This is a genomic window from Streptomyces longispororuber, from assembly GCF_024448165.1.
Classification (GTDB): domain Bacteria; phylum Actinomycetota; class Actinomycetes; order Streptomycetales; family Streptomycetaceae; genus Streptomyces; species Streptomyces longispororuber_A.
This window is the reverse complement of record NZ_JAMOLN010000012.1, coordinates 39,832-62,033: the sequence shown is the minus strand read 5'-3', so window position 1 is coordinate 62,033 and position 22,202 is coordinate 39,832. Positions and strand designations below refer to the sequence as shown.

Sequence of the window (22,202 nt, the reverse complement as noted above, 5' to 3'; positions counted from 1 at the left end):
GGCTACGCGTCGTGGACGGTCAGCGCTCCGGCGAGGTCGAGTTCGGCGTTGCTGCCGTGGGCTCCGGCGCGGACGAGCAGGACGGCGCCGAGCGCGGTGCTCCAGAAGGTTCTCGCCTCCACGTTGAGCGGGCGACGCGTGCTCCAGCCGCGCGCCTCGACGAGCTGGCTCACGAACCGTTCGGACTGCCGGAAGAGCAGCTGGAGGTGCTGGTCGATCACGGGGGCCAGTTCGGGTTTCGCGATCCCGGTGGCGAGGGCTCGCGCGACCGACGGGAGCGAGGGCAGTGCCAGTACGGCGCGGGCGATGTTGCGCCGGAACGTCGCGGCGTCCGGGGCCTGGCGGCCGATGCGCTCGATCCGCCGGGTGTCGTGCAGCAGGCACAGGAAGGCGCCGTGCACGAGCAGGGAGTCCTTGGAGCCGAAGTAGTAGGTGACCTGGTTGGGGAAGACCCCCGCCGCTTTCGCGATCTCCGCGACGCTCACCTCGCCGCCGGGCCGCTCCGTGCACAGCTGGGCCGTGACCTCGATCAGCCGGCGCCGCGTCGCGCGCCCTCGGTCCAGTGCCGGGGTCGGGGTCGCCCGGGCGTCGGTTCGCTTCTTCTCCACCCGCGGATTGTATGTGATACAAAAAAGATGCGCTCGTTTGTATCGCATACAAGAAGGGTTGGACCACATGGACAGGACGGACGTCGTCGTGACCGGACTCGGCGCGATCACACCCCTCGGTGGGGACGTGGCCTCCACCTGGGACGCTCTGCTGGCCGGCCGGTCCGGCATCCGCGGGGGAGTCCTGCGCGACCAGGAGGGCAGCGGCCTTCCCGACACCGTCGCGGGGACGATGGCGGTCGATCCCGCGGCGTCGCTGCCACCGGTGCGGGCCAGGCGGCTCGACCGGGCGCAGCAGGCGGCCATGGTCGCGGCGGCCGAGGCCTGGGCCGATGCCGGCGCCCCCGACGTGGACCCGGACAGGCTCGCCTCGGTGATCGGCACGGGCATCGGCGGCGTACGGACGCTGCTGGAGCAGGACGACGTACTGGAGGCGTCCGGGACCCGGCGCGTCTCTCCCCGCACCATCCCGATGCTCATGCCCAACGCGGCGGCGGCACTGATCAGCATCGAGTACGGGGCACGGGCCGGCGCCTACACGCCCGTCTCGGCGTGCTCGTCCGGTGCCGAGGCGATCGCCCTGGGGGCCAGGCTCATCCGGGCCGGCGAGGCGGACGTGGTCATCGTCGGCGGAACCGAGGCCGCCATCACTCCGCTCACCGTCGCCGGATTCACGCAGGCACAGGCACTGTCGCGCGACACCCTCGACCCCGCGTCGGCGTCACGGCCGTTCGCCGCCGACCGCGGCGGCTTCGTCCTCAGCGAGGGCGCCGCCGTCCTGGTGCTGGAGAACGCCGAGCACGCCAGGGCCCGGCACGCGCACGTCCACGCGGTGCTCGCCGGCGCGGGCATCGCCGCCGACGCGCACCACATCACGGCGCCTGCTCCCGATGGCACCGGCCAGGTCTCCGCCATGCGCAAGGCACTCGCTCAGGCAGGTCTGGCGCCCGAGCGGATGGGCCACGTCAACGCCCATGCCACCGGGACCCCCGTCGGCGACGCCGCCGAGGCACACGCGATCGGGGAGGTCTTCGGCAGCCGGGCCACCGCGACCGCACCCAAGGCGGCGCTCGGCCACCTCTTCGGCGCCGCGGGCGCGATCGAGGCGCTCATCGCCGTCCTCAGCGTGGAACACGGAATCATCCCGCCCACCCGCAACCTCGAGAAGGCCGGCGTCGACGACGACATCGACCTCGATGTCGTGACGGAGCGACGGGACATCCCCCAGGAGGCCGTGCTCAGCAACTCCTTCGGCTTCGGCGGACAGAACGTCTCCCTGGTCGTCACGACCGCACAGTGACAAAGCGACACAGTGATACAGCGACGTAGCCACACCTTGAGCACTGAGCTGCTCGCGATCGCGGAGAGGCCGGCGCCACGGCTCCTGCGAGAATCCCTCCATGGCAGCCGAAACCGCGTACCACGGTGAGATGGGCCGGCAGTTCGCACTCCAGGCCACGCACAGCGCCTACAACGCGTACACCGACCGACCGGCCATGCTCGAACTCGCCGGTGACGTGAGCGGCCTGCGCGTACTGGATCTCGGATGCGGGGCCGGGCACTATGCCGCCGACCTGCTGCGCAAGGGAGCGGGGGAGGTGGTCGGCGTCGAGGGCAGCGAGACGTTGCTGCGTGCCGCGCGGGAACGGCTCGGCGACAGAGCCGATCTGCACCAGCACGACCTGGAGCAGCCGCTGTCGTTCCTGGCGGACCAGTCGTTCGACCTCGTCGTGCTGGCCCTCGTCTACCACCACATCGACGCACGGGCCCAACTGCTCGCAGAAGTACGACGCGTGCTGCGGCCCGGCGGCACGCTGCTGGTCTCCACCACCCACCCCACCGGCGACTGGACCTACTTCGGCGGTTCCTACTTCGCCGGTGAGCGGGTGGAGCTGCCCTTCGGCGACGGATACGCCCTCAGCTACTGGCGGATGACGCTGGAACAGTTCCTGGGCGAGCTGCTCGGGGCCGGATTCGTGCTGGAGGAGCTGAGGGAACCGCGCGCCACGCCGGAGGCCCGACAGGTCGATGTCCGCCGGCACGACAAGACCCACCAGCAGCCGCACTTCCTGGCCGTCAGCCTCCGGCGCCCGTGACGCAGCCCGCCAGGGCTCAGCCGGCGGCCGGCTTCCGGTCGGCGTCCGGCCCGGTGGTGAGCAGCGCGGTGATCTCCTGGGCGAGGTCCGTGCCGAGTTCGCCCCACCCGTCCTTGTAGCCGTAGACACTCGCCAGGCCACGGGCGTCGTAGTCGCCGTTCATGATGTCGATGTCGGCGGGGGTGATGAGCGACGGGTGGGCGACACCGACAGCGCCCGACACCTTCAGCAACTCCCGGCGCAGAGTGCGCAGATAGACCGCGGCGCGCTGCGCCTTCGACGGCGCGTCGACGCCGCGCACCAGCCACGGGGCCTGGGTGGCGATGCCGGTCGGGCACTTGTCCGTGTGGCACTTCTGCGCCTGGATGCAGCCGATGGACAGCATGGCCTCGCGGGCCACGTTGATCATGTCGACGCCCAGCGCGAAGGCCACCGCGGCGTTCTCCGGCAGGCCGAGCTTGCCGGACCCGATGAAGGTGACGTCGTCCGTCAGACCCCGCTCGGCGAACGCGGCGTAGACGCGGGAGAAGCCCATCCGGAACGGCAGCGACACGGAGTCGGCGAAGATCAGCGGTGCTGCCCCGGTGCCGCCCTCGCCGCCGTCGACGGTCACGAAGTCGACGCCGCGGTCACCCCGCGCCATCAGCGTGGCCAGCTCCTCCCAGAACCCCATGTCGCCCACGGCGCTCTTGATCCCGACCGGCAGCCCGGTCTCGGTGGCGAGCAGTTCGACGAAGTCGAGCATCGAGTCGACGTCGTGGAAGGCGCTGTGCCGGGAGGGGGAGGCGCAGTCCTTGCCCACCGGGATGCCGCGGATGCCGGCGATCTCGGGGGTCACCTTCGCGCCCGGCAGCATCCCGCCGAGCCCCGGCTTGGCGCCCTGGGACAGCTTGATCTCCAGTGCCTTCACCGGGGCGCTCGCGACCACGGCCTTGAGCTTGTCGAGGTTGAAGGTGCCGTCGTCGTTGCGGCAGCCGAAGTACGACGTGCCGATCTGCAGGACGAGGTCGCCGCCGCTGCGGTGGTAATCGGAGAGACCGCCCTCGCCGGTGTTGTGCATCGCGCCGGCCAGCGCCGCGCCCTTGTTGAGCGCCGTGATGGCGGGTCCTGACAGCGAGCCGAAGCTCATCGCCGAGATGTTCACGATGCTGGCCGGCCGGAACGCCTTGGCCCGCCCGCGCGGCCCGCCCAGCACCTTGGCCGAGGGCAGCGGCGCCTGCGGGTCGTGCAGATCGGGCAGCGTCCCGGCGAACGTGCGCTGCTTTATGTACGCGTGGCCCTGCATGTGCTCGACGTCGTTGTCGGTGCCGAACCCGAAATAGTTGTTCTCCTCCTTCGCCGACGCGTAGATCCAGCTGCGCTGGTCACGGCTGAACGGGCGCTCCTCGTCGTTGGAGGTCACGACGTACTGCCGCAGCTCGGGACCGATCGTCTCCAGCAGGTACCGGGCGTGCCCGACCACGGGGAAGTTCCTGAGGAGCGCGTGCTTCTTCTGGACGAGATCGCGGGCCGCCACCAGAGCCAATCCCGCCGCGGCGGCCGCACCGATGCTCCGAGCACGCATGAACGTTCCTTTCCTCGACTGCTCGATCCCCGACTCCGCCTCGTACGGCGGACGTCAGGACGTCGGACGACGGACCCGACCGGGCATGGGCCGGTTTCCGACGACGCGACGCCCCACGAGCCTAGGGCCTGTCTCCCAGATCCCTCCGTCCGCCCGAAGGGCGGGCCCCGCGGCGTCTGGTGCGTGCTCTCGGCGTGCCGGGCTCAAGGCCTCGTACTGGATGTACTTGGCCTTGCGCCCGGTGCTGCGAGAGCGCGTGCCAGGCGTCGCGGGGCAGGAGGGATCTGGGAGACAGGCCCTAGAGGTCGCGGAGAACGGCGGACGGCTCAGCCCTGTCCGTCACGCCGCGCAGCGCGGGCAGTTCGAGCTCGGGAGCGTGAGAGGATGGCCGACGATTTGGGCGATGGCGGACAGAGGAAGCCGGTGTGAATCCGGCGCGGTACCGCCACTGTGATCGGTGAGCCGATCCCGAAAGGCCACTGCCCGTACGGGCGGGAAGGCCGGGACCGGCGGTGACCCGAGAGCCAGGAGACTCACGCTGTCGCCTCCTCGACGGGTACCGGGGCGGATCTCCCCGGTGAGAGGGAGTGGGGCATGGCAGGAATACCGACCGGTGTCGCGACGCCGGGCGAGGGCGCGCGGGAAACGGCGCCGAGCCGGGTGGTGGTGTGCCGGGACTGCTGCTGCGGCACGGTGAAGGTGGCCGGTGACCACGCGGCGCAGACGGCACGGTTGCGGGCCGCGGTGCCCGTACGCATCTCGGAATGTCTGGACGTGTGCGAGCAGGCGAACGTCATCGTGGTGCAACCGTCGGCCGAGGGACGAGCCGGCGGAGCGCGGCCGGTGTGGCTCGGTCTCGTCAACGACCCGGAGGCGACGGAGGACATCGTCACGTGGGTGCGGGCGGGTGGGCCGGGCGTCGCGCCGATGCCGGAGATCCTCGACCTGTACGTCGTCACGCCTCCCCGCCGGCCGACACGGTGAGAGGTTCCGGGATGGAGGAGCCGGTGAGACCGACCTCTGCCGCTGTGGGTGACGCGCTGCGCGACGTGGCCGGACTGGGCGGATTCTTCGTCCTGCCCGGCACGGCCGACACGGCCGGTCCGCGGAGGGCCGCGTCGTTCGCGGACGGATTCGCCGAGCGCGCACGCGAAGTGAACCGCAGGTTCGGGACGAGCGAGGCACGTGTCGGAGTGTCGATCGTGCACCTGGGACTCGCGGCCCGGCTGTGGTCACCACTCCTGGCATGCACCGTCCTGCACGGCATCGTGCCCGACCTGAGGAACCTGGAATGGGTCGACGACACCTCCGCCATCCGGTTGCAGAGGTCTCCCGAAGGACGCCCGGCAGGCGAACTCCCTGACATGGTGACCGCCGTGTACGAGCAAGTGGCGGCGCCCTTGCAGGAGTTGGAGGATACCTTCGAGGTGAAGGTCGCGCAGCGGCTCCTGGACGGGAACGCCGCCTCCGCGCTCGTGGGGTCCGCCGCCGTGCTGCTGCGGGCCCGCCCCGAGGCGCGCTCGGCGGTGATCCGCCTGACCCGCGACCTGTTGAACGTGGGTCGACTCGTGGGCACGGGCAGCATCACCGGCCCGGACCTGACGTTCCGGCGGCGCAGCTGCTGCCTGCTCTACCGCGCACCGAACGGCGGCATGTGCGGTGACTGCTGTCTGTCAGGTCGGTGACCCCACGAGGTCGACCGCGAGGGACGCCGACGCGGTGGACGGCAGTGAGGGAATGACGGGCGACAGATGCCCGTCGCTTCCGAAGGAATGCGGCAGCTGGAATGCCGTAGGACGGACGCCGCTCCACCGGATGGGGATCAGCCGCACTTGGTGCGAAGCTCCGCGATGGCGTTCTCGAAATCGGTGAGCGATTCAAAGGCGCGGTATACGGAGGCGAACCGCATGTATGCCACTGGGTCCAGTTCGCTCAGCGGCTCGAGAACGGCCAATCCCACTTCGTGAGTGGACAGTTGCGCGCTCCCGGTGGCCCGCACGTTCTCCTCGACCTGCTGACCGAGACGGTCGAGCATGTCCTCGGTGATGGGGCGGCCTTGGCACGCCTTGCGGACGCTGCTGACGATCTTGGTGCGACTGAACGGCTCGGTGACTCCACTGCGCTTCACCACGAGCAGGGAGTAGGTCTCCAGAGTGGTGAAGCGCCGCTGGCACGTGGGGCACTGCCGCCGTCGACGGATCGACGTCCCGTCGTCGGTCGCCCGGCTGTCGATGACGCGACTGTCGGGGAGCCTGCAGAAGGGGCAGTACACCGTTTGTTGTTTCCTCTCGGGATGCAGGAAACGGCCGGTGCATCTTCTGCTGTCCGGCCGATCGCGCGACGGCGTCGATCATATCCGAACTGACCTGGGCTTATTCATCAGATCTACAAATCCTGACGACCCCTTCGGCCCGGAGTGCGGGAGAAGCACCGACGGGTGTGGAAGGGGGTCCGAGAAGCGGAGGGCCGAGCCGATTGCCTCTTCAGCCGAATTCCTCCTGGTGGGCAATTTCGCGCCCGCTCCAAGCGAGGGGCGACGGCCCTCCCTCCGCTCCCCGGCGGCACCGTCAGAGAGGGCGTACGCGAGTCTTGAGCAGGCAGAACGCATTGCCCTCGGGGTCGGCGAGGACGTGCCAGGACTCCTCGCCGGTCTGCCCGACGTCGGCCGGGCGGGCCCCGAGCTTCAGGAGACGTTCGAGTTCGGCGTCCTGATCGCGATCCGTGGCGTTGACGTCGATGTGCAGCCGGGGCTTGGTCTCGTCCGCCGGCTCCTCGGGGCTGAGGATGATCGTCGGCTGCGGGCCGCCGAACCCTTCGCGCGGCCCGATCTCCAGGCTGCCGTCCTCCTCGCGGTCGAGCACGACGAAGTCCAGGACCTCGCACCAGAACCGGGCCAGCGCCTCCGGGTCCCGGCAACCGAGCACGAGTTCAGTGATACGACATGCCATGGACGAACCTGCTCTCAGCGTCGGGACTGCCGGGGCGGCCGCTCGCGGAATCCTGGGCTCGCCGCCGTGAGGACACGCTCGAGACGCTACCGGGCGGGGCGACCAGGCGCGACGCGCTTTCGGGGCTGCCCCCTGGAGGCGTACGTGGTGGGGCGCCACGGCCGCGTACTGCACGGGCCCGGTCCGGAGTCCTGGGTGCCGGCCTCGCCGGGTGGTCCACCGGGCCGGGGCGCGGTGTGCCCCGGCCCGGCGGGGTGTCAGGACGCGGGAGTGTCCAGCTCGGCGCGGACGGTGCGGGCGGCGGCGACGAGGTTCTCCAGCGACGCTCGCGTCTCGGGCCAGCCACGCGTCTTCAGCCCGCAGTCCGGGTTGACCCAGAGCCGCTCGGCGGGGATGGCCTCAAGTCCCGTACGCAGCAGGGCGGATGCCTCGTCGCGGCTGGGGACGCGGGGGGAGTGGATGTCGTAGACGCCGGGCCCTGCCTCGCGCGGGTAACCGTGCTCGGCCAGTTCGTGGGCGACCTGCATGTGCGAGCGCGCCGCCTCCAGGCTGATCACGTCCGCGTCGAGATCGTCGATCGCCTGCACGATGTCGCCGAACTCCGCGTAGCACATGTGCGTGTGGATCTGCGTCTCCGGCCGCACGCCGGCGGTCGTGACCCGGAACGCCTCGGTGGCCCAGGCCAGGTAGTCGGCGTGGTCCGCGGCGCGCAGCGGGAGGGTCTCACGCAGTGCCGGCTCGTCGACCTGGATGACGGAAGTGCCGTTCGCCTCAAGGTCGTTGACCTCGTCGCGCAGGGCGAGGGCGACCTGGCGCGCGGTGTCGCCGAGGGGCTGGTCGTCACGGACGAACGACCAGGCGAGCATGGTGACCGGGCCGGTGAGCATGCCCTTGACGGGGCGGCCCGTCAGGGACTGCGCGTATGCGGTCCAGCGCACCGTCATCGGCTCGGGCCGGGAAATGTCGCCGGCCAGGACCGGCGGGCGGACGTAGCGGGTGCCGTAGGACTGGACCCAGCCGGCCTGCAGGGCGAGGTAGCCGGTGAGCTGCTCGGCGAAGTACTGCACCATGTCGTTGCGTTCGGGTTCACCGTGCACGAGGACGTCGATGCCGGTCTTCTCCTGGAAGGAGATGACGTCGCGGATCTCGGTCCTGATGCGCTCCTCGTAGCCCGCGGTGTCGATGCGCCCGGACTTCAGGTCGGCGCGCGCGGTGCGCAGTTCGGTGGTCTGCGGGAAGGAGCCGATCGTGGTGGTCGGCAGCAGCGGCAGATCGAGGTGGGCGCGCTGGGCGGCGGCCCGCTCCGGGTAGGCCTGGGCGCGCCGGGTGTCGGCGTCGGTGACGGCCGCGGCGCGGGCGCGGACGGCCGGGTCGCGGGTGATCGGGGAGGTGGCGCGGGAGGACAGGGCGGCCCGGTTGACGGCGAGTTCGGCGGTGATGGCGTCGGTGCCCTGGGAGAGGCCCTTGGCGAGCGTGGCGATCTCGGCGGTCTTCTGCCGGGCGAAGGCGAGCCAGCGCAGGATCTGCGGATCGATGTCGCGCTCCAGCGACGCGTCCAGGGGGACGTGCAGGAGCGAGGAGGAGGCGGCCACGTCGACGCGGTCGGCGAGGCCCAGCAGGGTGCCGAGCGTGGTGAGGGACTGCTCCAGGTCGTTGACCCAGATGTTGCGGCCGTTGACGACCCCGGCGACCAGGCGCTTGCCGGGCAGTCCGCCGACGGCGGCGAGAGCGTCGAGGTTGGCGGCGGCCGCTTCGGTGAAGTCGAGGGCGAGTCCTTCGACGGGGGCCTTGGCGAGGACGGGCAGGGCGTCGCCGAGACGGTCGAAGTAGCTGGCGACGAGGAGCTTGGGCCGGTCGGTGAGGGCGCCGAGATCGCGGTAGGCGCGGGTGGTGGCGCCGAGCTCCGCCGGGGTGCGGTCCTGGACCAGGGTGGGCTCGTCGAGCTGCACCCACTCGGCGCCCGCCGCGCGCAGGTCGGCGAGGACCTCGGCGTAGACGGGCAGCAGCCGGTCCAGGAGGGTCAGCGGGTCGAAGTCGGCGGCGACGCCGGGTGCGGGCTTGGCGAGGAGGAGGTAGGTGACCGGGCCGACCAGGACCGGCCGGGCGGTCAGTCCGAGGGCCAGGGCCTCCTTGAGTTCCGCGACCTGCTTGGTGGAGTCGGCGGTGAAGACGGTGCCGGGCCCCAACTCGGGCACCAGGTAGTGGTAGTTGGTGTCGAACCACTTGGTCATCTCCAGCGGCGCGACGTCCTGGGTGCCGCGGGCCATCGCGAAGTAGCCGTCCAGGGCGTCGGCGTCCACGGCGGCCCGGTGGCGCTCGGGGATCGCGCCGACCATCACGGTCGTGTCGAGGACGTGGTCGTAGGAGGAGAAGTCGCCGGTGGGGACTTCGGTGATTCCGGCGGCGGCCAGTTCCTGCCAGTTGGTGCGGCGCAGGTCGGCGGCGGTGGCCCGGACGGCGTCGGAGGTGACGCGGCCCTTCCAGTAGCCCTCGATGGCCTTCTTGAGTTCGCGGTGCCGGCCCTGGCGGGGGTAGCCGTACACGGTGGCCCGTGCTGCCGCGGTTGCGGTCCTGGTGGTCACGGAGATCTCCTTCGAGAGACGTATCCCTGGGATCCCGAGGACCTGTACGCACGAAGGAGTGACACGGACGGCGGTGCGCTCTCGCACCGGATGGCGCGGTCGTCCGCCGTATGTGTACGCCGACCCGCCCACGAGGTCACCGAGATGCCCGTGCGCGCGTCGTACGTACACGGGCAGGTGGCAGGTCTTCGGACTCGTGAGCACGTCCATCCGGACCGGACGGACCCCTACTGGCCGTCGCTTCCCAGATCCCTTTGCCGGGATCCAGTGCGTATGACGGCGGTCGTTCTCACTCACCGCTGCGGGGCAGTCCCGGATTCCCACCGGGTTCCCTCTTGCGACGCCCTGTCCGGCTGACAGGACGAACCAGCTGCGGGAGCCACCTTATGGGTTCGCGGTCGAGGATCGCTGGGTCGTCCGGAACCGGGAGGGTGAAGTGAGACACGTCGACGCGTGGCGGCGGGGGAGGACTGGGTGCGGGACGGGCTGATCGAGCCTGCACAATGCAGGGATGGATCATGCAGTCATGAAGGTCGTCGCGGCGGCCGTGGTCGAGGACGGGAAGCTGCTCGTCGTCAGCAAGCAGGCAGCGCCGGACGTCTTCTACATTCCGGGCGGCAAGCCCGAGGCCGGCGAACAGCCCGAAGAGACCCTGGAACGGGAGCTGCGGGAAGAACTGGGTGTCGTGCCGGACGCACTCGAACACCTCGCCGTGGTGGAGGAGACGGCGGCTCTGGAAGGCGTGCCCATGCACCTGACCGTGTTCTCCGCGACGCTGATCGGTGACCCGGTCCCCGCGGCCGAGCTGGCGGCCCTTCGCTGGACCGACGGCCGGGACGAGGGCCTGCGGCTGGCCCCGGCCGTCGAGCACCATCTGCTGCCGTTGCTGCGCCGTAAGGGAGTGCTCGGGACGTCCAGCGGCGGGTGACGCGGGCCGAGGACGGGCCGCGGTGGAAGCGGAACAACGCCAAGAGCCGTCGTGACCTCCGCCAGACTGGAGCGGCGCACGAGGTCGTCGACCGAGAGGCGCACCGACGGCACGAGGCGCGACAGAGGGTTTCGATCATGGCTGACTTCATCCGCACGGGGAGACTGTTCCGGATCGTCCGGTTCGATCCGTCCCACCGGCAGCTCTTCCTGCAGAGCGAAGCGACGACGGCGGACCGGACCACCACGCGCATCGAGATCTACATCGGCCACGTGGAGCTGATGCTCCTCCAGCCCGTCTACGGCAACGGGCTCCACATCCGGCGCGCCGCCGCAGAGGAGTTCGCCGTACTGCGGGAGCGGCACGGGCTGGATCCGGCCGACGCCGAATACACCTGGATGCTGGAGCCTGACGGTGACAGCTTCGTCATCGGAGGCATCCCGAGCTGGCGTGAGGCGGAGTACGAGCTGATGGGCGACCGGGAGTTCCTGTTCGACTGGTCCAAGCCGTGGCCGCCGGACTTCCCGGTGGAGACGGGCCACGTCCTCTGACTCGCCCACCACCGGGCCTGAGCACCCGGCCTGCGGGGCTCTCTCCGTCTGCCGGTGTTCGGCGTCCACCGGTCGGGCCTACTCGTACCGGTACTTGAGCGACTCCGCCTCCGCCCGCTCGATGTCGGCGATCGTCAGCCCCGGCCGGCGCAGTTGGGCCAGCGTCACCTCGGCCGAGGCCGGCTGGGCGTCCGCGGGCAGCCACTGCTCCGGCTTCCAGGCCGCGCTGCGCAGCAGCGACTTGGGGCAGTGCGGGTAGACCTCCTCGATCCCCACCACGAGCGCGCTGGCGGGCGGCTTGCCCACGGCGGTCAGCTGCGACAGCAGGTCCGGGCGGGTGGAGACGCAGGCGCGGCCGTTGACTCTGAGCGTCGTGGTGCGCCCCGGGATGACGAACAGCAGCCCGGCCCGTCCGGTGGTGATCACGTTCTGCAGGGTGTCCAGGCGCTTGTTGCCGGTGGCGTCCGGTATCGCCACCGTCCGTGCGTCGAGGACGCAGACGAACCCGGCGGGGCCACCGCGCGGGGAGACGTCGCAGTTGCCCTCGGCGTCCGTGCTGGCGATCAGGACCAGCGAGGAGCAGTTGATCAACTTCTCGGTCTGGTCGGTGAGTTCGGTCATCTGCTTGCGCACGGCCGCGTCGCCGGGAGCCGCGTAGGTCTGCCGCAGCGTCTCGTGGTCGGGCACCGCGTCGAGGAGGAGCGAGTCGAAGGCGCTGTGGGTCAGGGAGGTCGTCATGCCTCTGACAGTAGGGTGGGGCCGATGGCTCCTGGCCGGGTGGGTGGTCCCGGGTGGGAAGACCGGAACCGGGGGCTCTGGAACCGGATCAGCATTCCTCCGCGGGGCAAGTCCGTTGATCCCTACAGTTGTTCGCATGACCGACGAGCCGCTGACGCCGCGCAGGATCGCCGACCTCCACCTCGATCGGGTGGCGGCACACAACCCCCTGACGGCCGCGTGGCTCGGGCTGGACCACGGGGACGGCCGCCTGCCCGACCTGTCACCGGACGGCTTCGCGGCGGACGCCGACCTCGCGCGCTCCACTCTCCGCACACTCGATGCCGCCGCCCCCTCGCACGACCCGGCAGAGCGGATCTGCGCCAGGCTGCTGCGGGAACGGCTCACGGCGGAGCTCGCCCTGCACGACACCGGGGAGAACTACCGCCAGTTGCGGACCGTCGGCGCGCACGTCGAGCAAGTACGGACGATCTTCAGCTTCATGCCGACCGCCACCGACGCCGACTGGGCGGCGGTGGCCGGCCGGATGCGCGCCATCGAGGGCGCACTCGACGGCTACCGGACCACCCTCACCGAGGGCATGAACCGTGGACTGCTCGCCGCTCCCCGCCAGGTCAGCGGTGTCATCAGCCAGCTCACCGACTGGACCGGCGAGGCCACCGGACCGCACGCGGGCGGTGGTGCGGGCTGGTTCGCCGGCTTCGTGACGGGCGGCGCGGACGCACGGATGCAGCCCGAACTGGACGAGGCGGCCCGCCAGGCCACGCGCGCCGTGGCCGGGTTCCGCGACTGGCTGCGCGGCACCTATCTGCCTGCCGCGGCCGGCACCCCGGACGCGGTGGGCCGGGAACGCTACCTGCACGCGGCCCGCCACAGCACGGGAGCCCAGCTCGACCTGGACGACGTCTACGGATGGGCCTGGGAGGAGTTCCACCGGACACTGGGGGAGATGCGGGCCGAAGCGGAGCGCGTACTGCCCGGAGCCCCGCTTTTGGAGACCCTGCACCACCTGGAGAAGCACGGACACGCGGTGACGGGCGAGACCGCCGTCCGCGACTGGCTGCAACAGCTGATGGACGAGGCGATCACCGCCCTCGACGGCAGCCACTTCGACCTGTCCGGCCCCCTCCGGAAGATCGAATCGCACATCGCGCCCGCCGGCAGCACCTCCGGCCCCTACTACCAGAGCCCGAGCCTCGACTTCAGCCGTCCCGGACGCACCTACTTCCCGACGCTCGGTCAGGACACCTTCCCCACCTGGCAGTTGGTGAGCATCTGGTACCACGAGGGCGTGCCCGGCCATCACCTCCAACTGGCCCGGTGGGCCGCCGTGGCCGATCACCTCAGCCGCTACCAGGTGAGCGAGGGAACGGTGAGCGCCAACATCGAGGGCTGGGCCCTGTACGCCGAGCGGTTCATGGACGAGCTGGGCTTCTTCGCCGACCCCGAGCGGCGCCTCGGCTTCCTGGACGGACAGATGCTGCGCACCATCCGCGTGATCGTGGACATCGGCATGCACCTCGAACTGCCCGTGCCCGCCGACTCCGGATTCCATCCCGGCGAGCGCTGGACCCCGGCGCTCGCCACCGAATTCCTGGCCACCTACAACGGCAGCCCGGCAGCGCGCCGCACCAACGAGATCAACCGGTACCTCGGGTGGCCGGGCCAGGCCATCGGATACAAGCTCGGCGAGCGGGCCTGGCTCGCGGGCCGTGCCGCCGCGAAGCGACGTCACGGTGCCGCGTTCGACCTCAAGGCCTGGCACATGAAGGCCCTCTCCCAAGGCTCGCTCGGGCTCGACGACCTGCTCGACCAGCTCGCCGCCCTCTAGGTTCGGCCTGGCCCGGCGCCTGCGCCTCGGCTACCCGGCGATGTAGCCGATCTCGGGATGGCGCGACGACGCCCCCCACAGCACGTGCCCGGTGTCCGGGCGGCCGCGCAGGTGCAGATCGAAGAAGGCCCGCACGGTCGCCCGAACGCCGGCCACCGCCCGGTCGGCGGGGATCGGGCCGACCTGCAGTGTGTCGCGGACCGGCTCGGGAACCTGCGGGGCGATGGCCACGATGTCGGTGAAGCAGTTGTGGTCGGCGTCCGCGAGGCGAAGGCAGCGGTGCCAGTCGCTCAGGTGCGCCCAGAACGGCGGCCAGGACCCGTCCTCGTTGAGCCCGTCGTGGACGACCGTGTCCATCAGCAGGAACGGCCGGTCGAGCCCGTGCTCGACCACCGGCCCGTACAGGGCGCCGTCCAGATCGATGCCGACGCGCACCCGCTCGTCCAGGTGCATCACCGACGCGGACGCCGCGCCGCCCCGGGAGTGCCCGAACGCACCGATGCGCCGGAGGTCCAGCGCCCTGTGCAGTCCGCGGGGGAGGGGGCGTCGCTCTGCGTCGGGGTTGCCGCCTCGCTCCAGTACGGCCAGTTGGTCGAGGACGAACCGCAGATCGGCGGCCCGAACGGCGACCGCGGCGGTGCGGGCCCGGTCGCTCGCGTCGTCGGGGCGGTTCACGACCACACGGCCGTCGGGGAACTCGACCTCACCCGAGTCGTAGGGATGGTCGACAGCGACCACGACGTATCCCCAGGAGGCCAGTTCCTCGATGACCAGCGTGTTGAACGTGCGGTCCGCGTTGTATCCCGGCGAGTGGATCAGCACCGGACGGCGCCCGGGCCGCGCCGGGGCGCCGACCGAACTGTGGGTCGTCGGGAGGGCGTAGCCGTCCACGGCGCCCCCGAAGCGGGCCTTCAGGGCCCGCTCGGCGCCGGACGGCAGCCAGGGCATCATGCTGCGGCCTCGCACGTCGGCGGCCGGGTACGTCACGGTCACCATCACCTCGCGCGGCTGCCCCGACCAGGGGTCGGTTCGCGAGGGGTCCACGAGGTGCAGTTCTACGGCGCCCACCGGTGAGGGGCCGGTCGGTCCGGCCAGCCGGAGGGGCGTGAGACCGGCTGCCACGGCCGGCGTGGACGCCGACAGGGGAACGGCGGCTGCGGCGGCCACTGCGAGACCACCGGCGATGAGGGAACGGCGATTCGGGCGTACGGGAGGCACTGCGCTCCTTCCGCGGCCGGACCCGAGGCGCACAGCGAAACAGCAAAGGGAACGCCGTCGTCCGGCCTGCTGATCGTCAAGTCCCTTGCAGAGTAGATCATTTGGTGCGGGGAGAGCGCAGGACGAGCAGGGTGATCTCGCTGGGCGCGAAGACACGGAACGGGGGTCCCCAGAAGCCGGTGCCGCGGCTGGTGTAGAGGAGGGTGCGCGCGCCGTGGCGGCTGAGGCCCGCGAGGGCGGGCTGATCGAGGCGGACCAGGTGGTGGAAGGGCCAGATCTGGCCGCCGTGGGTGTGGCCCGAGAGCTGGAGGTCGACGCCGCCGGCCGCGGCCCGGTCGACGAACTTGGGCTGGTGGGCGAGGAGCAGCACGGGCAGGTCGGGGTCGGCGCCGTCCAGGGCTCCGGCGAGGTGGGCGCGGTGGCCGGCCAGCCCGGAGGACTCGGCGGTGACGTCGTCCACGCCCGCGACCACGAGGGTGTCGCCGCCGCGTTCGAGCAGCAGGTGGCGGTTGCGCAGCGGCTCCCAGCCCAGCTCGCCCATCAGGTCGACCCAGCCCTGCGCCTCGCTGTAGTACTCGTGATTCCCGGTGACGTAGACCCGGGCGTGGGCGGCCTGCACGGTGCCCAGCGGGGTGGCCTGCGCGCGGCGGCGTGCGGCCGTGCCGTCGGCGATGTCGCCGGTGTGGCAGACGAGGTCCGCCTCCAGGGTGTTGACCGTCTCGCAGACCCGCCTCGACCAGCGGGCCCGGTCGAGCGGCCCGTAGTGGGTGTCGGTGATGAGGACGACGCGGGTGCCGTCCAACCCGGCTCCCAGACGGGGGAGTTGCACGTCGAGGCGGCGCACCCGCGGTACCCGGCGGGCCTCGAAGGTCCCCCAGGCCAGCAGCACGGCCGCTACGCCGACGACCGCCCAGGTGACGATTCGCGCCCGCTCCTGGCCGTCGCCGACGCCGGCCACGCTCAGGGCCAGGCGCAGCAGGACGCCGAGCAGCACGGACCAGGTGAACAGGATCCAGCTCCCGCCCAGCAGCGTGTCACCGACGATCGCCGCCCGGTCCTGCTGCCGTCGGCCGTGCCCGCGCACCATCGCGAGCGGCATCGTGATCAGTCCGGCGACGAACAGCGCGGTGCCGCCCAGCGTGACGGGGAGCGGCCAGTGCTGGCCCGCGTACAGCAGGACCCAGCAGGGCACGGCCCACAGCAGGACGGGCGCGATGAGGGGGATGAAGCGCATCAGGCGGCGCAGTGTGCTCTGTTCGGTCGCCTGTCCTGCGCCGTCGGCGGGCCGGGCCTCGCTGGTGTCGGTCACGCTTCCCCTCCATGAGTAACCGCTGCCGTCGCGCGCACTTTATCGGGTCGGCCCGAAGCCGACCGGACGCCCCTGGACGCCCAGGGGCCCTTATCGCCTGCGCGGTCCGTGGTCCGTGGTCCTGCGAGGAGCAGGGGAGGGTCAGGCGGTGAGGACCAGTCCCACCGTCGCCAGCGTGCCCGCCGCGAAGGACAGGACCGCCATCCGCTTCGCGTTGCGCACGTAGCCCACGCGGCGTGCGCGCTCCCTGCGGACCGACGCCTTCGTTCCCAGGTGGACGCGCTTCGTGTTCTGCGGATCGAAGACCATCGGGTACCGCTCGCCGACCACGTGCGCGGGGCCGACCTCGGCGCCCTTCTCGTGCCGAGCGGGGCCCTGCGGTGACGGGAACTCGTAGCGGGCGTGTGCATAGCCCCTGTTGCCGAACGGCACGAGACTCACCAGTTGTGCCTGCACCTCGACGCCGGATTCGTACAGCTCCGTCATCTTCTTGAGCTCGGCTCCCTCGCCCTTCATCAGCATCAGCCCGAAGGCGCAGGCAGGCACGGAAGCGACGAGGGACAGGACGAGTACTGCGATCACCAGAGTTGGGGGCGACGATGTCATGGCGGGAGTGGTACCTGCCCCGGTACGGCATCACCGTGTACGGGCAGCAGGTCTTCCGGGACGGCGAGACTCCCCACGCCTTCACCGCCACCGACGGCGTGACCCGCTACCGGGATCTATGCGCAGTGCTCCGGCCTTCAGGCCGGGGGTGAAGCGAATCTGTCGGTGTGACGCGGAGCGTCACCGCTACTGGTCCGGCGGAGCCGGACGGAGGTACGTCGCCTGCGGCGTGGAGCGTTGCGAGGCTTGTCCCGGCGGAGCCGGGCGCGGCTCACCCCGGCCGGTTCTGCTGCTCGATGTACTGCCTGACCACGGACAGCGGGGCGCCGCCGACGGTTCCGGCGAAGTAGGACCCGGACCAGAGCTTGTTGGCCCGCCGGTAATGGCGCACCAGGCCGGGAAACTCCTGGCGCAGGCGGCGGGAGGAGACGCCCTTGAGGGAGTTGACCAGTTTGGTCACGGCGACCTTGGGCGGGAAGTTCACCAGCAGGTGGACGTGATTGGCCTCACCGTTGAACTCCATCAGCTCGCACTCGAAGTCCGAGTGGGCATCGGTGAACACCCTGTGTCGGAACTTGGTGACGACCAAGTGGACATGCATCGCGAACATGCAGTGCCGACCAGTTCCTATCTTCTGCATCTCACCGATAACCCAAATATGTAGCGTGGTCGGCATGCAACTCCGGTACAGCTTCCGCCTGTACCCGAACGCCGTCCAGCAAGCCGCGTTGGCGAAGGCGTTCGGGTGCGCCCGCGTCGTGTTCAACGACGCGGTCCACGCCCGCGAGGGCGCCCGCCGGGCGGGGCAGCCGTTCCCCACGGCCGGACAGCTGTCCCGGGAGCTGATCACCGAAGCGAAGCGGACAGCCGGGCGTGCCTGGCTGGGCGAGGTCTGCGCTGTCGTCCTGCAGCAGTCACTGCGGGACGCCGAGGCCGCCTACCGCAACTTCTTCGCCTCCCTGAAGGGCACCCGCAACGGCCCCCAGCTGGGTGCGCCGCGTTGCAAGTCCCGCAAGGATCACCGGCAGTCGATCCGGTTCACCGCGAATGCCCGCTGGAAGATCACCGACGCGGGCCGTCTGGACCTGCCGAAGATCGGTGCGGTGAAGGTGAAATGGTCCCGTGCCCTGCCCGTCACACCGTCCTCGGTGACCGTGATCAAGGACGCGGCGGGACGGTTCTTCGCCTCCTTCGTCATCGACACCGATCCCGCCGCCGACGCGGAACGTATGCCACAGACCGAGAGCACTATCGGCATCGACCTCGGCCTGACCCACTTCGCCGTCCTGTCCGACGGCACGAAGATCGACTCCCCGCGCTTTCTGCGGCGCGCGGAGAAGAAGCTGAAGAAGGCCCAAAAGGAGCTGTCCCGCAAGCAGAAGGGATCGAAGAACCGGGCCAAGGCCCGCCTGAAGGTCGCCCGTGCTCACGCCAAAGTTGCTGACGCGCGCCGTGAGTTCCACCACCAGCTCTCCACCAAGCTGATCTCCGAGAACCAAGGGATCGCCGTGGAGGACCTGTCAGTGGCGGGACTGGCGCGCACCAGGCTGGCCAAGTCCGTCCATGACGCGGGCTGGTCGTCGTTCGTGAACATGTTGAAGTACAAAGCCGGGCGATACGCCCGCACCCTGGTCATCATCGGCCGGTTCGAGCCCACCAGCCAGACCTGCTCCACCTGCGGCACCAAAGACGGACCCAAACCCCTCAACGTCCGGGAGTGGACCTGCAGCGCCTGCGGCACCGTCCACGACCGGGACATCAACGCAGCGATCAACGTCAAGACGGCCGCCGGACTGGCGGCATCGGCCTGCGGAGCGCCGGTAAGACCAGGAGCGATCCCGGCACAGCGCGAAGAAACAGGAAGCCATGGATTCCCGACCGGAAACCGTGCCGCGTAGCGGCACGGCAACCCGTCAGAGAAGGCCAGAATCCTCGCCCTTCAGGGCGAGGAGCATGTCAAATCACTGGCCACAACAAGGGCAGGCCGGTCCGGGTCGCCTACCGTCCGCGGAACCCCGCGAACGCCGTCGTCTGCACCGGGGTGGGCGAACGGCTCGGCATCCTCGCCGTGTTCGTGGTCGTGGGCGTGATCGCGGGGCTCGTCGACTACGGGACGTACCGGCTCGTGCTCCCCGCGTTCGGCGGATGACGCCGGCCTCACGACCACCTTCACGAACTCACTCGGAGCCGAGCCGACGTACCCAGTCGTCCGCCTTGAGGACTTCTGCCCATTGCGGGAACAGCCGCTCAGTGAGGACCCGGTGCAGTTCGGGGTCGGGGTCCAGGCAGGCGTCCTCGAGGACCGTGAGACCGAAGTCGAGGTCGTTGGCCTGGCAGAGGGTGGACAGGACGACGGCGCTGGTGGCGATGCCGGCGAGGACGAGACTGTCGATGCCGCCCGACCTGAGCACCATGTCGAGGTCACTGCCCGAGAAGGCGCTCGCCCGCCTCTTGGTGACGACCACCTCCCCGGGCTCCGGGGCGACCTCGGGATGGATCGCGGTGCCGGTGTCACCTTCGACGTAGAGCCCGGCCCCGGCGATGGCGGCGAGTGGCTTGTTGCGCGTGCCGACCTCTGGATGGCCCGGGCGAAAGGCGATGACCACGTAGATGACGGGGATCTCCGCGGACCTGGCCGCCTCGATGGCCCGCCGCAGGCGCGGCAGGTACCCCGAATCGGCGTCGTCCACGGCGTCGACGATGTCACGTTGAACGTCCATCACCAGCAGCGCCGGTCTCATGCGGAACCTCCCTGTTCATCGCGCTCAAGTTGTCAGCCGTGCCGTGCTGTTGGCAACCGGGTTCTCGGGCCCGGTGCGCAGTCCCTGGCTCACCCGCCGTGGCGGGCCACCGCGTGCTCGCGAGCCGCCGCGGCAGCCGCCCGGACCGGGCCGCGGTGGACGGGCCCGTGCCCCGGAAGCAGCACGTCCGCGTCGACGCCCTCGATCAGATCCAGGGACTCCAGGGCCTCGGCCCGGCTGGTGTGGAACATGGTCGGCAGTAGTTGCGGTCCCTGGATGCGCGACGTGGGGTGAGCCGTCACCAGGGCGTCGCCCGTGACGAGGATTCCGTGGGCGGGCAGGTGGTAGGCGCAGTGGCCACGCGTGTGTCCCGGCGTGTGCACGGGAACGGGGGAGCCGGGCAGGTCGAGGGGTCCCACGGTGGGGAAGGCCTCGGGATTGGCGACCGGGACGTGACGGGTCCCGCCGGAACGCAGCGCGTGCACGGCCCAGGGAAGGACCCCGGGACGCCACGCCCTCGCGAGGATCTTCCCGACGGACACCTGGTCGAGGAAGTCGCGGCGGGCATGCGGCACTTCGGCCTCGTGCATGAGGACAGGAACGCCGTACGCGGTGCTCAACCGCTCGGCGGCACCGATGTGATCGTTGTGCGCATGCGTGACCAGGACGGCGGACACGTCCTTCGGGTCCAGCCCGACCTTCTCCAAGGAGGTCAGGACCGCCTCCTGGTCGCCGGGATAGCCGGTGTCGATCAGCGTCCCGCTGTCGCCGTCCTTGACGATCACCCAGTTGGTGTTGCTGCCCGTGACGGCGTAGACGTCATTCGCCACGCGTACGACGGCGTCATCGTGAAGGGCTCTCGGCATGGAAGTGCGGGTCCTCTCGTGCAGGGTGCCACGTGTGTGGACACCGCAGGTGACGTCGGAGCTTATCCACTCCGACGCGTGGCCGGGGTGTGGGGCCGCCTCCCACCAACTCCTGTGCTCCGCAGCCGGGGTGGGGCATTCCCCACCCCGGCCCAGGGGGCTTGTCGGAGTGCCCGCGTCCGGCGCCACATGATCGGCTGTCCGTACGGCGATCACGACGGAAGGCGGACAGGTGAAGGCGCGGATGGGGTACGCGGCATGGATCGTGGGCGTGGTGCAGTTCTTCGTGGTGCACACGATGGTGGAGTCGGCGTGGACGAGACCGTACAGCTGGGCCCGGAACAACATCAGTGACTTGGGAAACGCCCGCTGTGCCCTTCAGTCCGACCCTGAACCGCGCTACGTCTGCTCCCCGGAGCACGGCATGATGAACGCTTCGTTCGTCGTCCTGGGCGTGCTGCTCGTCGTCGGCGTCGTGCTGACCGGGAGTGCCGTGTGGCGCAGGGGCAAGGTCGCCGTAGCGGCCCGGATCCTGCTGGCCGGTGCCGGCGCGGGATTCGTGTTGGCGGGACTGGCCCCTGCGGACGTCAACGAGAACCAGCACGTCCTGGGCGCTCTCCTCATCATGGGAACGGGCAACATCGGCCTCGTCCTTGCGGGATTCGGCCTGGCGGAGCGGGTGGGGCCGCCGCTGCGGTGGGGCACCGGCCTGCTGGGCGTCACCGCGATCACGGCTCTGGCGCTGTTCCTCGCGCACCACTATCTAGGCCTCGGCATGGGAGGCATGGAGAGGGTTGCCGCGTTCCCTCTCCTGCTGTGGGCTTTGGTCGCAGGCGCCCGGGGCCTTGTCGGGGCGATCGTCCGCATGCCTGTCCGGGTCATACCCCAGGGTCCGACGTCACGGGCAGGCACTCGGTGAGCAGGTCGACGACGTCGCGCCAGGCTCGCTGCGCGTGCTGCGGGTGGTAGCCGACGCCGGGGACCATGGGGTGGTCGACCGGGGGGTGGTGGAAGGCGTGCAAGGCACCCCCGTAGACGGTGAGGCGCCAGTCGACGCCCGCGGCCTGCATCTCGGCAGTGAACGCGTTCCGTTGCGCGGGCGGCATGATCGGGTCCTCCGACCCGACCCCGGCCCACACGGGGCAGCGAATGCGCTCCGCCTCGCCCGGTCGGCCCGTGGTCAGCGCGTTGACCGTCCCGATCGCGCGCAGGTCGACGCCGTCGCGTCCGAGCTCCAGCCCGATGGCACCCCCGGTGCCGTAGCCGACGGCGGCGATCCGGTCGGGGTCGGTCCGCGGCTCGCTGCGCAACACGTCGAGCGCAGCATGACCGATGCCCCTCATCCGCTCGGGATCAGCGAGCAAGGGCATGCAACGGGCCAGCATCTCCTCGGGGTCACCCAGATAGCGTCCACCGTGAAGGTCGAAGGCCAGCGCTACATAGCCCAGTTCGGCGAGAGCATCGGCACGGCGGCGCTCGACGTCACTGAGCCCCGTTCCCTCTGGGCCGACCAGCACCGCGGGCCGGCGATCGACACCGGCCGGGAGTGCGAGGTGCCCGATCATCGTCAGACCGTCGGCGGGATACTCGACCGTACGCGTCGTCATCGTCGTCAT

22 protein-coding genes and 2 riboswitches are annotated in these 22,202 nt (G+C 70.6%); of the genes, 9 read left to right on the top strand and 13 right to left on the bottom strand.

The window, feature by feature from the left end:
- Positions 1-2: 2 nt before the first annotated feature.
- The gene (locus tag M4J07_RS05680) at positions 3-608 is read right to left on the bottom strand and encodes a TetR/AcrR family transcriptional regulator C-terminal domain-containing protein (protein WP_255967866.1); all 606 of its coding nucleotides are present in this window, start codon (positions 606-608) and stop codon (positions 3-5) included.
- Positions 609-675: 67 nt separating this feature from the next.
- Here M4J07_RS05680 and M4J07_RS05675 point away from each other — a divergent pair, with 67 nt between their 5' ends.
- On the top strand, positions 676-1,908 hold the full coding sequence (locus M4J07_RS05675) for a beta-ketoacyl-[acyl-carrier-protein] synthase family protein (RefSeq protein ID WP_255967865.1): 1,233 nt from the start codon (positions 676-678) through the stop codon (positions 1,906-1,908).
- Between the two features lie 100 nt (positions 1,909-2,008).
- Complete coding sequence (locus M4J07_RS05670) at positions 2,009-2,704, top strand: class I SAM-dependent methyltransferase (protein WP_255967863.1); 696 nt, start codon at positions 2,009-2,011, stop codon at positions 2,702-2,704.
- Positions 2,705-2,720: 16 nt separating this feature from the next.
- On the opposite strand, the gene M4J07_RS05665 is transcribed toward M4J07_RS05670, so the two are convergent.
- The gene (locus M4J07_RS05665) at positions 2,721-4,268 is read right to left on the bottom strand and encodes an FMN-binding glutamate synthase family protein (RefSeq protein WP_255967861.1); all 1,548 of its coding nucleotides are present in this window, start codon (positions 4,266-4,268) and stop codon (positions 2,721-2,723) included.
- A gap of 413 nt (positions 4,269-4,681) precedes the next feature.
- Positions 4,682-4,803: riboswitch (cobalamin riboswitch) on the top strand.
- Positions 4,804-4,862: 59 nt separating this feature from the next.
- Between M4J07_RS05665 and M4J07_RS05660 the strand changes: the two genes are divergently transcribed.
- Together M4J07_RS05660 and M4J07_RS05655 are read left to right on the top strand one after the other, a co-directional pair.
- Positions 4,863-5,252, top strand: a complete 390-nt coding sequence (locus tag M4J07_RS05660; protein ID WP_255967859.1) for a (2Fe-2S) ferredoxin domain-containing protein — start codon at positions 4,863-4,865, stop codon at positions 5,250-5,252.
- Between the two features lie 11 nt (positions 5,253-5,263).
- Complete coding sequence (locus tag M4J07_RS05655; protein ID WP_374214998.1) at positions 5,264-5,953, top strand: (2Fe-2S)-binding protein; 690 nt, start codon at positions 5,264-5,266, stop codon at positions 5,951-5,953.
- A gap of 137 nt (positions 5,954-6,090) precedes the next feature.
- Here the strand turns inward: M4J07_RS05655 and nrdR are convergent, their stop codons facing one another.
- The 3 genes from nrdR to metE form a co-directional block, all read right to left on the bottom strand.
- On the bottom strand, positions 6,091-6,540 hold the full coding sequence (gene nrdR / locus M4J07_RS05650; RefSeq protein ID WP_255967855.1) for a transcriptional regulator NrdR: 450 nt from the start codon (positions 6,538-6,540) through the stop codon (positions 6,091-6,093).
- A gap of 295 nt (positions 6,541-6,835) precedes the next feature.
- A complete protein-coding gene (locus tag M4J07_RS05645; protein WP_255967853.1) occupies positions 6,836-7,216 on the bottom strand; it encodes a VOC family protein in 381 nt (126 codons plus the stop codon).
- Positions 7,217-7,473: 257 nt separating this feature from the next.
- Complete coding sequence (gene metE / locus M4J07_RS05640) at positions 7,474-9,798, bottom strand: 5-methyltetrahydropteroyltriglutamate--homocysteine S-methyltransferase (protein WP_255967850.1); 2,325 nt, start codon at positions 9,796-9,798, stop codon at positions 7,474-7,476.
- 162 nt (positions 9,799-9,960) lie between these two features.
- A riboswitch (cobalamin riboswitch) is annotated at positions 9,961-10,184 on the bottom strand.
- A 125-nt stretch (positions 10,185-10,309) separates the two neighbouring features.
- On the opposite strand from metE, the gene M4J07_RS05635 reads away from it, so the two are divergent.
- Together M4J07_RS05635 and M4J07_RS05630 are read left to right on the top strand one after the other, a co-directional pair.
- Positions 10,310-10,726, top strand: a complete 417-nt coding sequence (locus M4J07_RS05635) for an NUDIX domain-containing protein (RefSeq protein ID WP_255967847.1) — start codon at positions 10,310-10,312, stop codon at positions 10,724-10,726.
- 137 nt (positions 10,727-10,863) lie between these two features.
- Positions 10,864-11,277 carry a hypothetical protein gene (locus M4J07_RS05630; RefSeq protein ID WP_255967845.1) on the top strand — a complete coding sequence of 138 codons (414 nt, stop codon included), beginning with the start codon at positions 10,864-10,866 and terminating at the stop codon, positions 11,275-11,277.
- 78 nt (positions 11,278-11,355) lie between these two features.
- Here M4J07_RS05630 and M4J07_RS05625 read toward each other — a convergent pair whose 3' ends face one another.
- Positions 11,356-12,015, bottom strand: a complete 660-nt coding sequence (locus M4J07_RS05625) for an MSMEG_1061 family FMN-dependent PPOX-type flavoprotein (protein ID WP_255967843.1) — start codon at positions 12,013-12,015, stop codon at positions 11,356-11,358.
- Positions 12,016-12,151: 136 nt separating this feature from the next.
- On the opposite strand from M4J07_RS05625, the gene M4J07_RS05620 reads away from it, so the two are divergent.
- A complete protein-coding gene (locus M4J07_RS05620; protein ID WP_255967841.1) occupies positions 12,152-13,846 on the top strand; it encodes a DUF885 domain-containing protein in 1,695 nt (564 codons plus the stop codon).
- Positions 13,847-13,876: 30 nt separating this feature from the next.
- Here M4J07_RS05620 and M4J07_RS05615 read toward each other — a convergent pair whose 3' ends face one another.
- The 4 genes from M4J07_RS05615 to tnpA all read right to left on the bottom strand — a co-directional run bounded on the left by M4J07_RS05615 (position 13,877) and on the right by tnpA (position 17,655).
- Entirely contained in the window at positions 13,877-14,890 is a 1,014-nt protein-coding gene (locus tag M4J07_RS05615) for an alpha/beta hydrolase family protein (protein WP_255967839.1), read from the bottom strand.
- A gap of 271 nt (positions 14,891-15,161) precedes the next feature.
- On the bottom strand, positions 15,162-16,373 hold the full coding sequence (locus M4J07_RS05610) for a metallophosphoesterase (protein WP_255967837.1): 1,212 nt from the start codon (positions 16,371-16,373) through the stop codon (positions 15,162-15,164).
- Positions 16,374-16,514: 141 nt separating this feature from the next.
- On the bottom strand, positions 16,515-16,979 hold the full coding sequence (locus M4J07_RS05605) for a DUF3592 domain-containing protein (RefSeq protein ID WP_255967835.1): 465 nt from the start codon (positions 16,977-16,979) through the stop codon (positions 16,515-16,517).
- 271 nt (positions 16,980-17,250) lie between these two features.
- Positions 17,251-17,655: an IS200/IS605 family transposase gene (gene tnpA, locus M4J07_RS05600; RefSeq protein ID WP_374214997.1), complete on the bottom strand. Its 405-nt coding sequence runs from the start codon at positions 17,653-17,655 to the stop codon at positions 17,251-17,253.
- Here tnpA and M4J07_RS05595 point away from each other — a divergent pair.
- The gene (locus M4J07_RS05595; RefSeq protein ID WP_255967930.1) at positions 17,654-18,877 is read left to right on the top strand and encodes an RNA-guided endonuclease InsQ/TnpB family protein; all 1,224 of its coding nucleotides are present in this window, start codon (positions 17,654-17,656) and stop codon (positions 18,875-18,877) included. The two genes, tnpA and M4J07_RS05595, sit on opposite strands and share 2 nt — an antisense overlap.
- A gap of 279 nt (positions 18,878-19,156) precedes the next feature.
- Here the strand turns inward: M4J07_RS05595 and M4J07_RS05590 are convergent, their stop codons facing one another.
- Together M4J07_RS05590 and M4J07_RS05585 are read right to left on the bottom strand one after the other, a co-directional pair.
- Complete coding sequence (locus M4J07_RS05590) at positions 19,157-19,720, bottom strand: cysteine hydrolase family protein (RefSeq protein ID WP_255967831.1); 564 nt, start codon at positions 19,718-19,720, stop codon at positions 19,157-19,159.
- 89 nt (positions 19,721-19,809) lie between these two features.
- On the bottom strand, positions 19,810-20,586 hold the full coding sequence (locus tag M4J07_RS05585) for an MBL fold metallo-hydrolase (protein WP_255967829.1): 777 nt from the start codon (positions 20,584-20,586) through the stop codon (positions 19,810-19,812).
- A 244-nt stretch (positions 20,587-20,830) separates the two neighbouring features.
- On the opposite strand from M4J07_RS05585, the gene M4J07_RS05580 reads away from it, so the two are divergent.
- A complete protein-coding gene (locus M4J07_RS05580) occupies positions 20,831-21,505 on the top strand; it encodes a DUF998 domain-containing protein (RefSeq protein WP_255967827.1) in 675 nt (224 codons plus the stop codon).
- On the opposite strand, the gene M4J07_RS05575 is transcribed toward M4J07_RS05580, so the two are convergent.
- The gene (locus M4J07_RS05575; RefSeq protein ID WP_255967825.1) at positions 21,465-22,202 is read right to left on the bottom strand and encodes a dienelactone hydrolase family protein; all 738 of its coding nucleotides are present in this window, start codon (positions 22,200-22,202) and stop codon (positions 21,465-21,467) included. The genes M4J07_RS05580 and M4J07_RS05575 overlap by 41 nt on opposite strands.

Excerpts from the sequence above, each read along its gene's own strand:
- M4J07_RS05630 (WP_255967845.1), top strand. The coding sequence starts at position 10,864 with ATGGCTGACTTCATCCGCACGGGGAGACTGTTCCGGATCGTCCGGTTC.
- M4J07_RS05590 (WP_255967831.1), bottom strand. The coding sequence starts at position 19,720 with ATGAGACCGGCGCTGCTGGTGATGGACGTTCAACGTGACATCGTCGAC.
- M4J07_RS05655 (WP_374214998.1), top strand. The coding sequence starts at position 5,264 with ATGGAGGAGCCGGTGAGACCGACCTCTGCCGCTGTGGGTGACGCGCTG.
- M4J07_RS05580 (WP_255967827.1), top strand. The coding sequence starts at position 20,831 with ATGGGGTACGCGGCATGGATCGTGGGCGTGGTGCAGTTCTTCGTGGTG.
- M4J07_RS05670 (WP_255967863.1), top strand. The coding sequence starts at position 2,009 with ATGGCAGCCGAAACCGCGTACCACGGTGAGATGGGCCGGCAGTTCGCA.
- M4J07_RS05660 (WP_255967859.1), top strand. The coding sequence starts at position 4,863 with ATGGCAGGAATACCGACCGGTGTCGCGACGCCGGGCGAGGGCGCGCGG.
- M4J07_RS05595 (WP_255967930.1), top strand. The coding sequence starts at position 17,654 with ATGCAACTCCGGTACAGCTTCCGCCTGTACCCGAACGCCGTCCAGCAA.
- M4J07_RS05620 (WP_255967841.1), top strand. The coding sequence starts at position 12,152 with ATGACCGACGAGCCGCTGACGCCGCGCAGGATCGCCGACCTCCACCTC.
- M4J07_RS05605 (WP_255967835.1), bottom strand. The coding sequence starts at position 16,979 with ATGACATCGTCGCCCCCAACTCTGGTGATCGCAGTACTCGTCCTGTCC.
- M4J07_RS05585 (WP_255967829.1), bottom strand. The coding sequence starts at position 20,586 with ATGCCGAGAGCCCTTCACGATGACGCCGTCGTACGCGTGGCGAATGAC.
- tnpA (WP_374214997.1), bottom strand. The coding sequence starts at position 17,655 with ATGCCGACCACGCTACATATTTGGGTTATCGGTGAGATGCAGAAGATA.
- M4J07_RS05645 (WP_255967853.1), bottom strand. The coding sequence starts at position 7,216 with ATGGCATGTCGTATCACTGAACTCGTGCTCGGTTGCCGGGACCCGGAG.
- M4J07_RS05575 (WP_255967825.1), bottom strand. The coding sequence starts at position 22,202 with ATGACGACGATGACGACGCGTACGGTCGAGTATCCCGCCGACGGTCTG.
- M4J07_RS05625 (WP_255967843.1), bottom strand. The coding sequence starts at position 12,015 with ATGACGACCTCCCTGACCCACAGCGCCTTCGACTCGCTCCTCCTCGAC.
- M4J07_RS05675 (WP_255967865.1), top strand. The coding sequence starts at position 676 with ATGGACAGGACGGACGTCGTCGTGACCGGACTCGGCGCGATCACACCC.
- M4J07_RS05665 (WP_255967861.1), bottom strand. The coding sequence starts at position 4,268 with ATGCGTGCTCGGAGCATCGGTGCGGCCGCCGCGGCGGGATTGGCTCTG.
- M4J07_RS05635 (WP_255967847.1), top strand. The coding sequence starts at position 10,310 with ATGGATCATGCAGTCATGAAGGTCGTCGCGGCGGCCGTGGTCGAGGAC.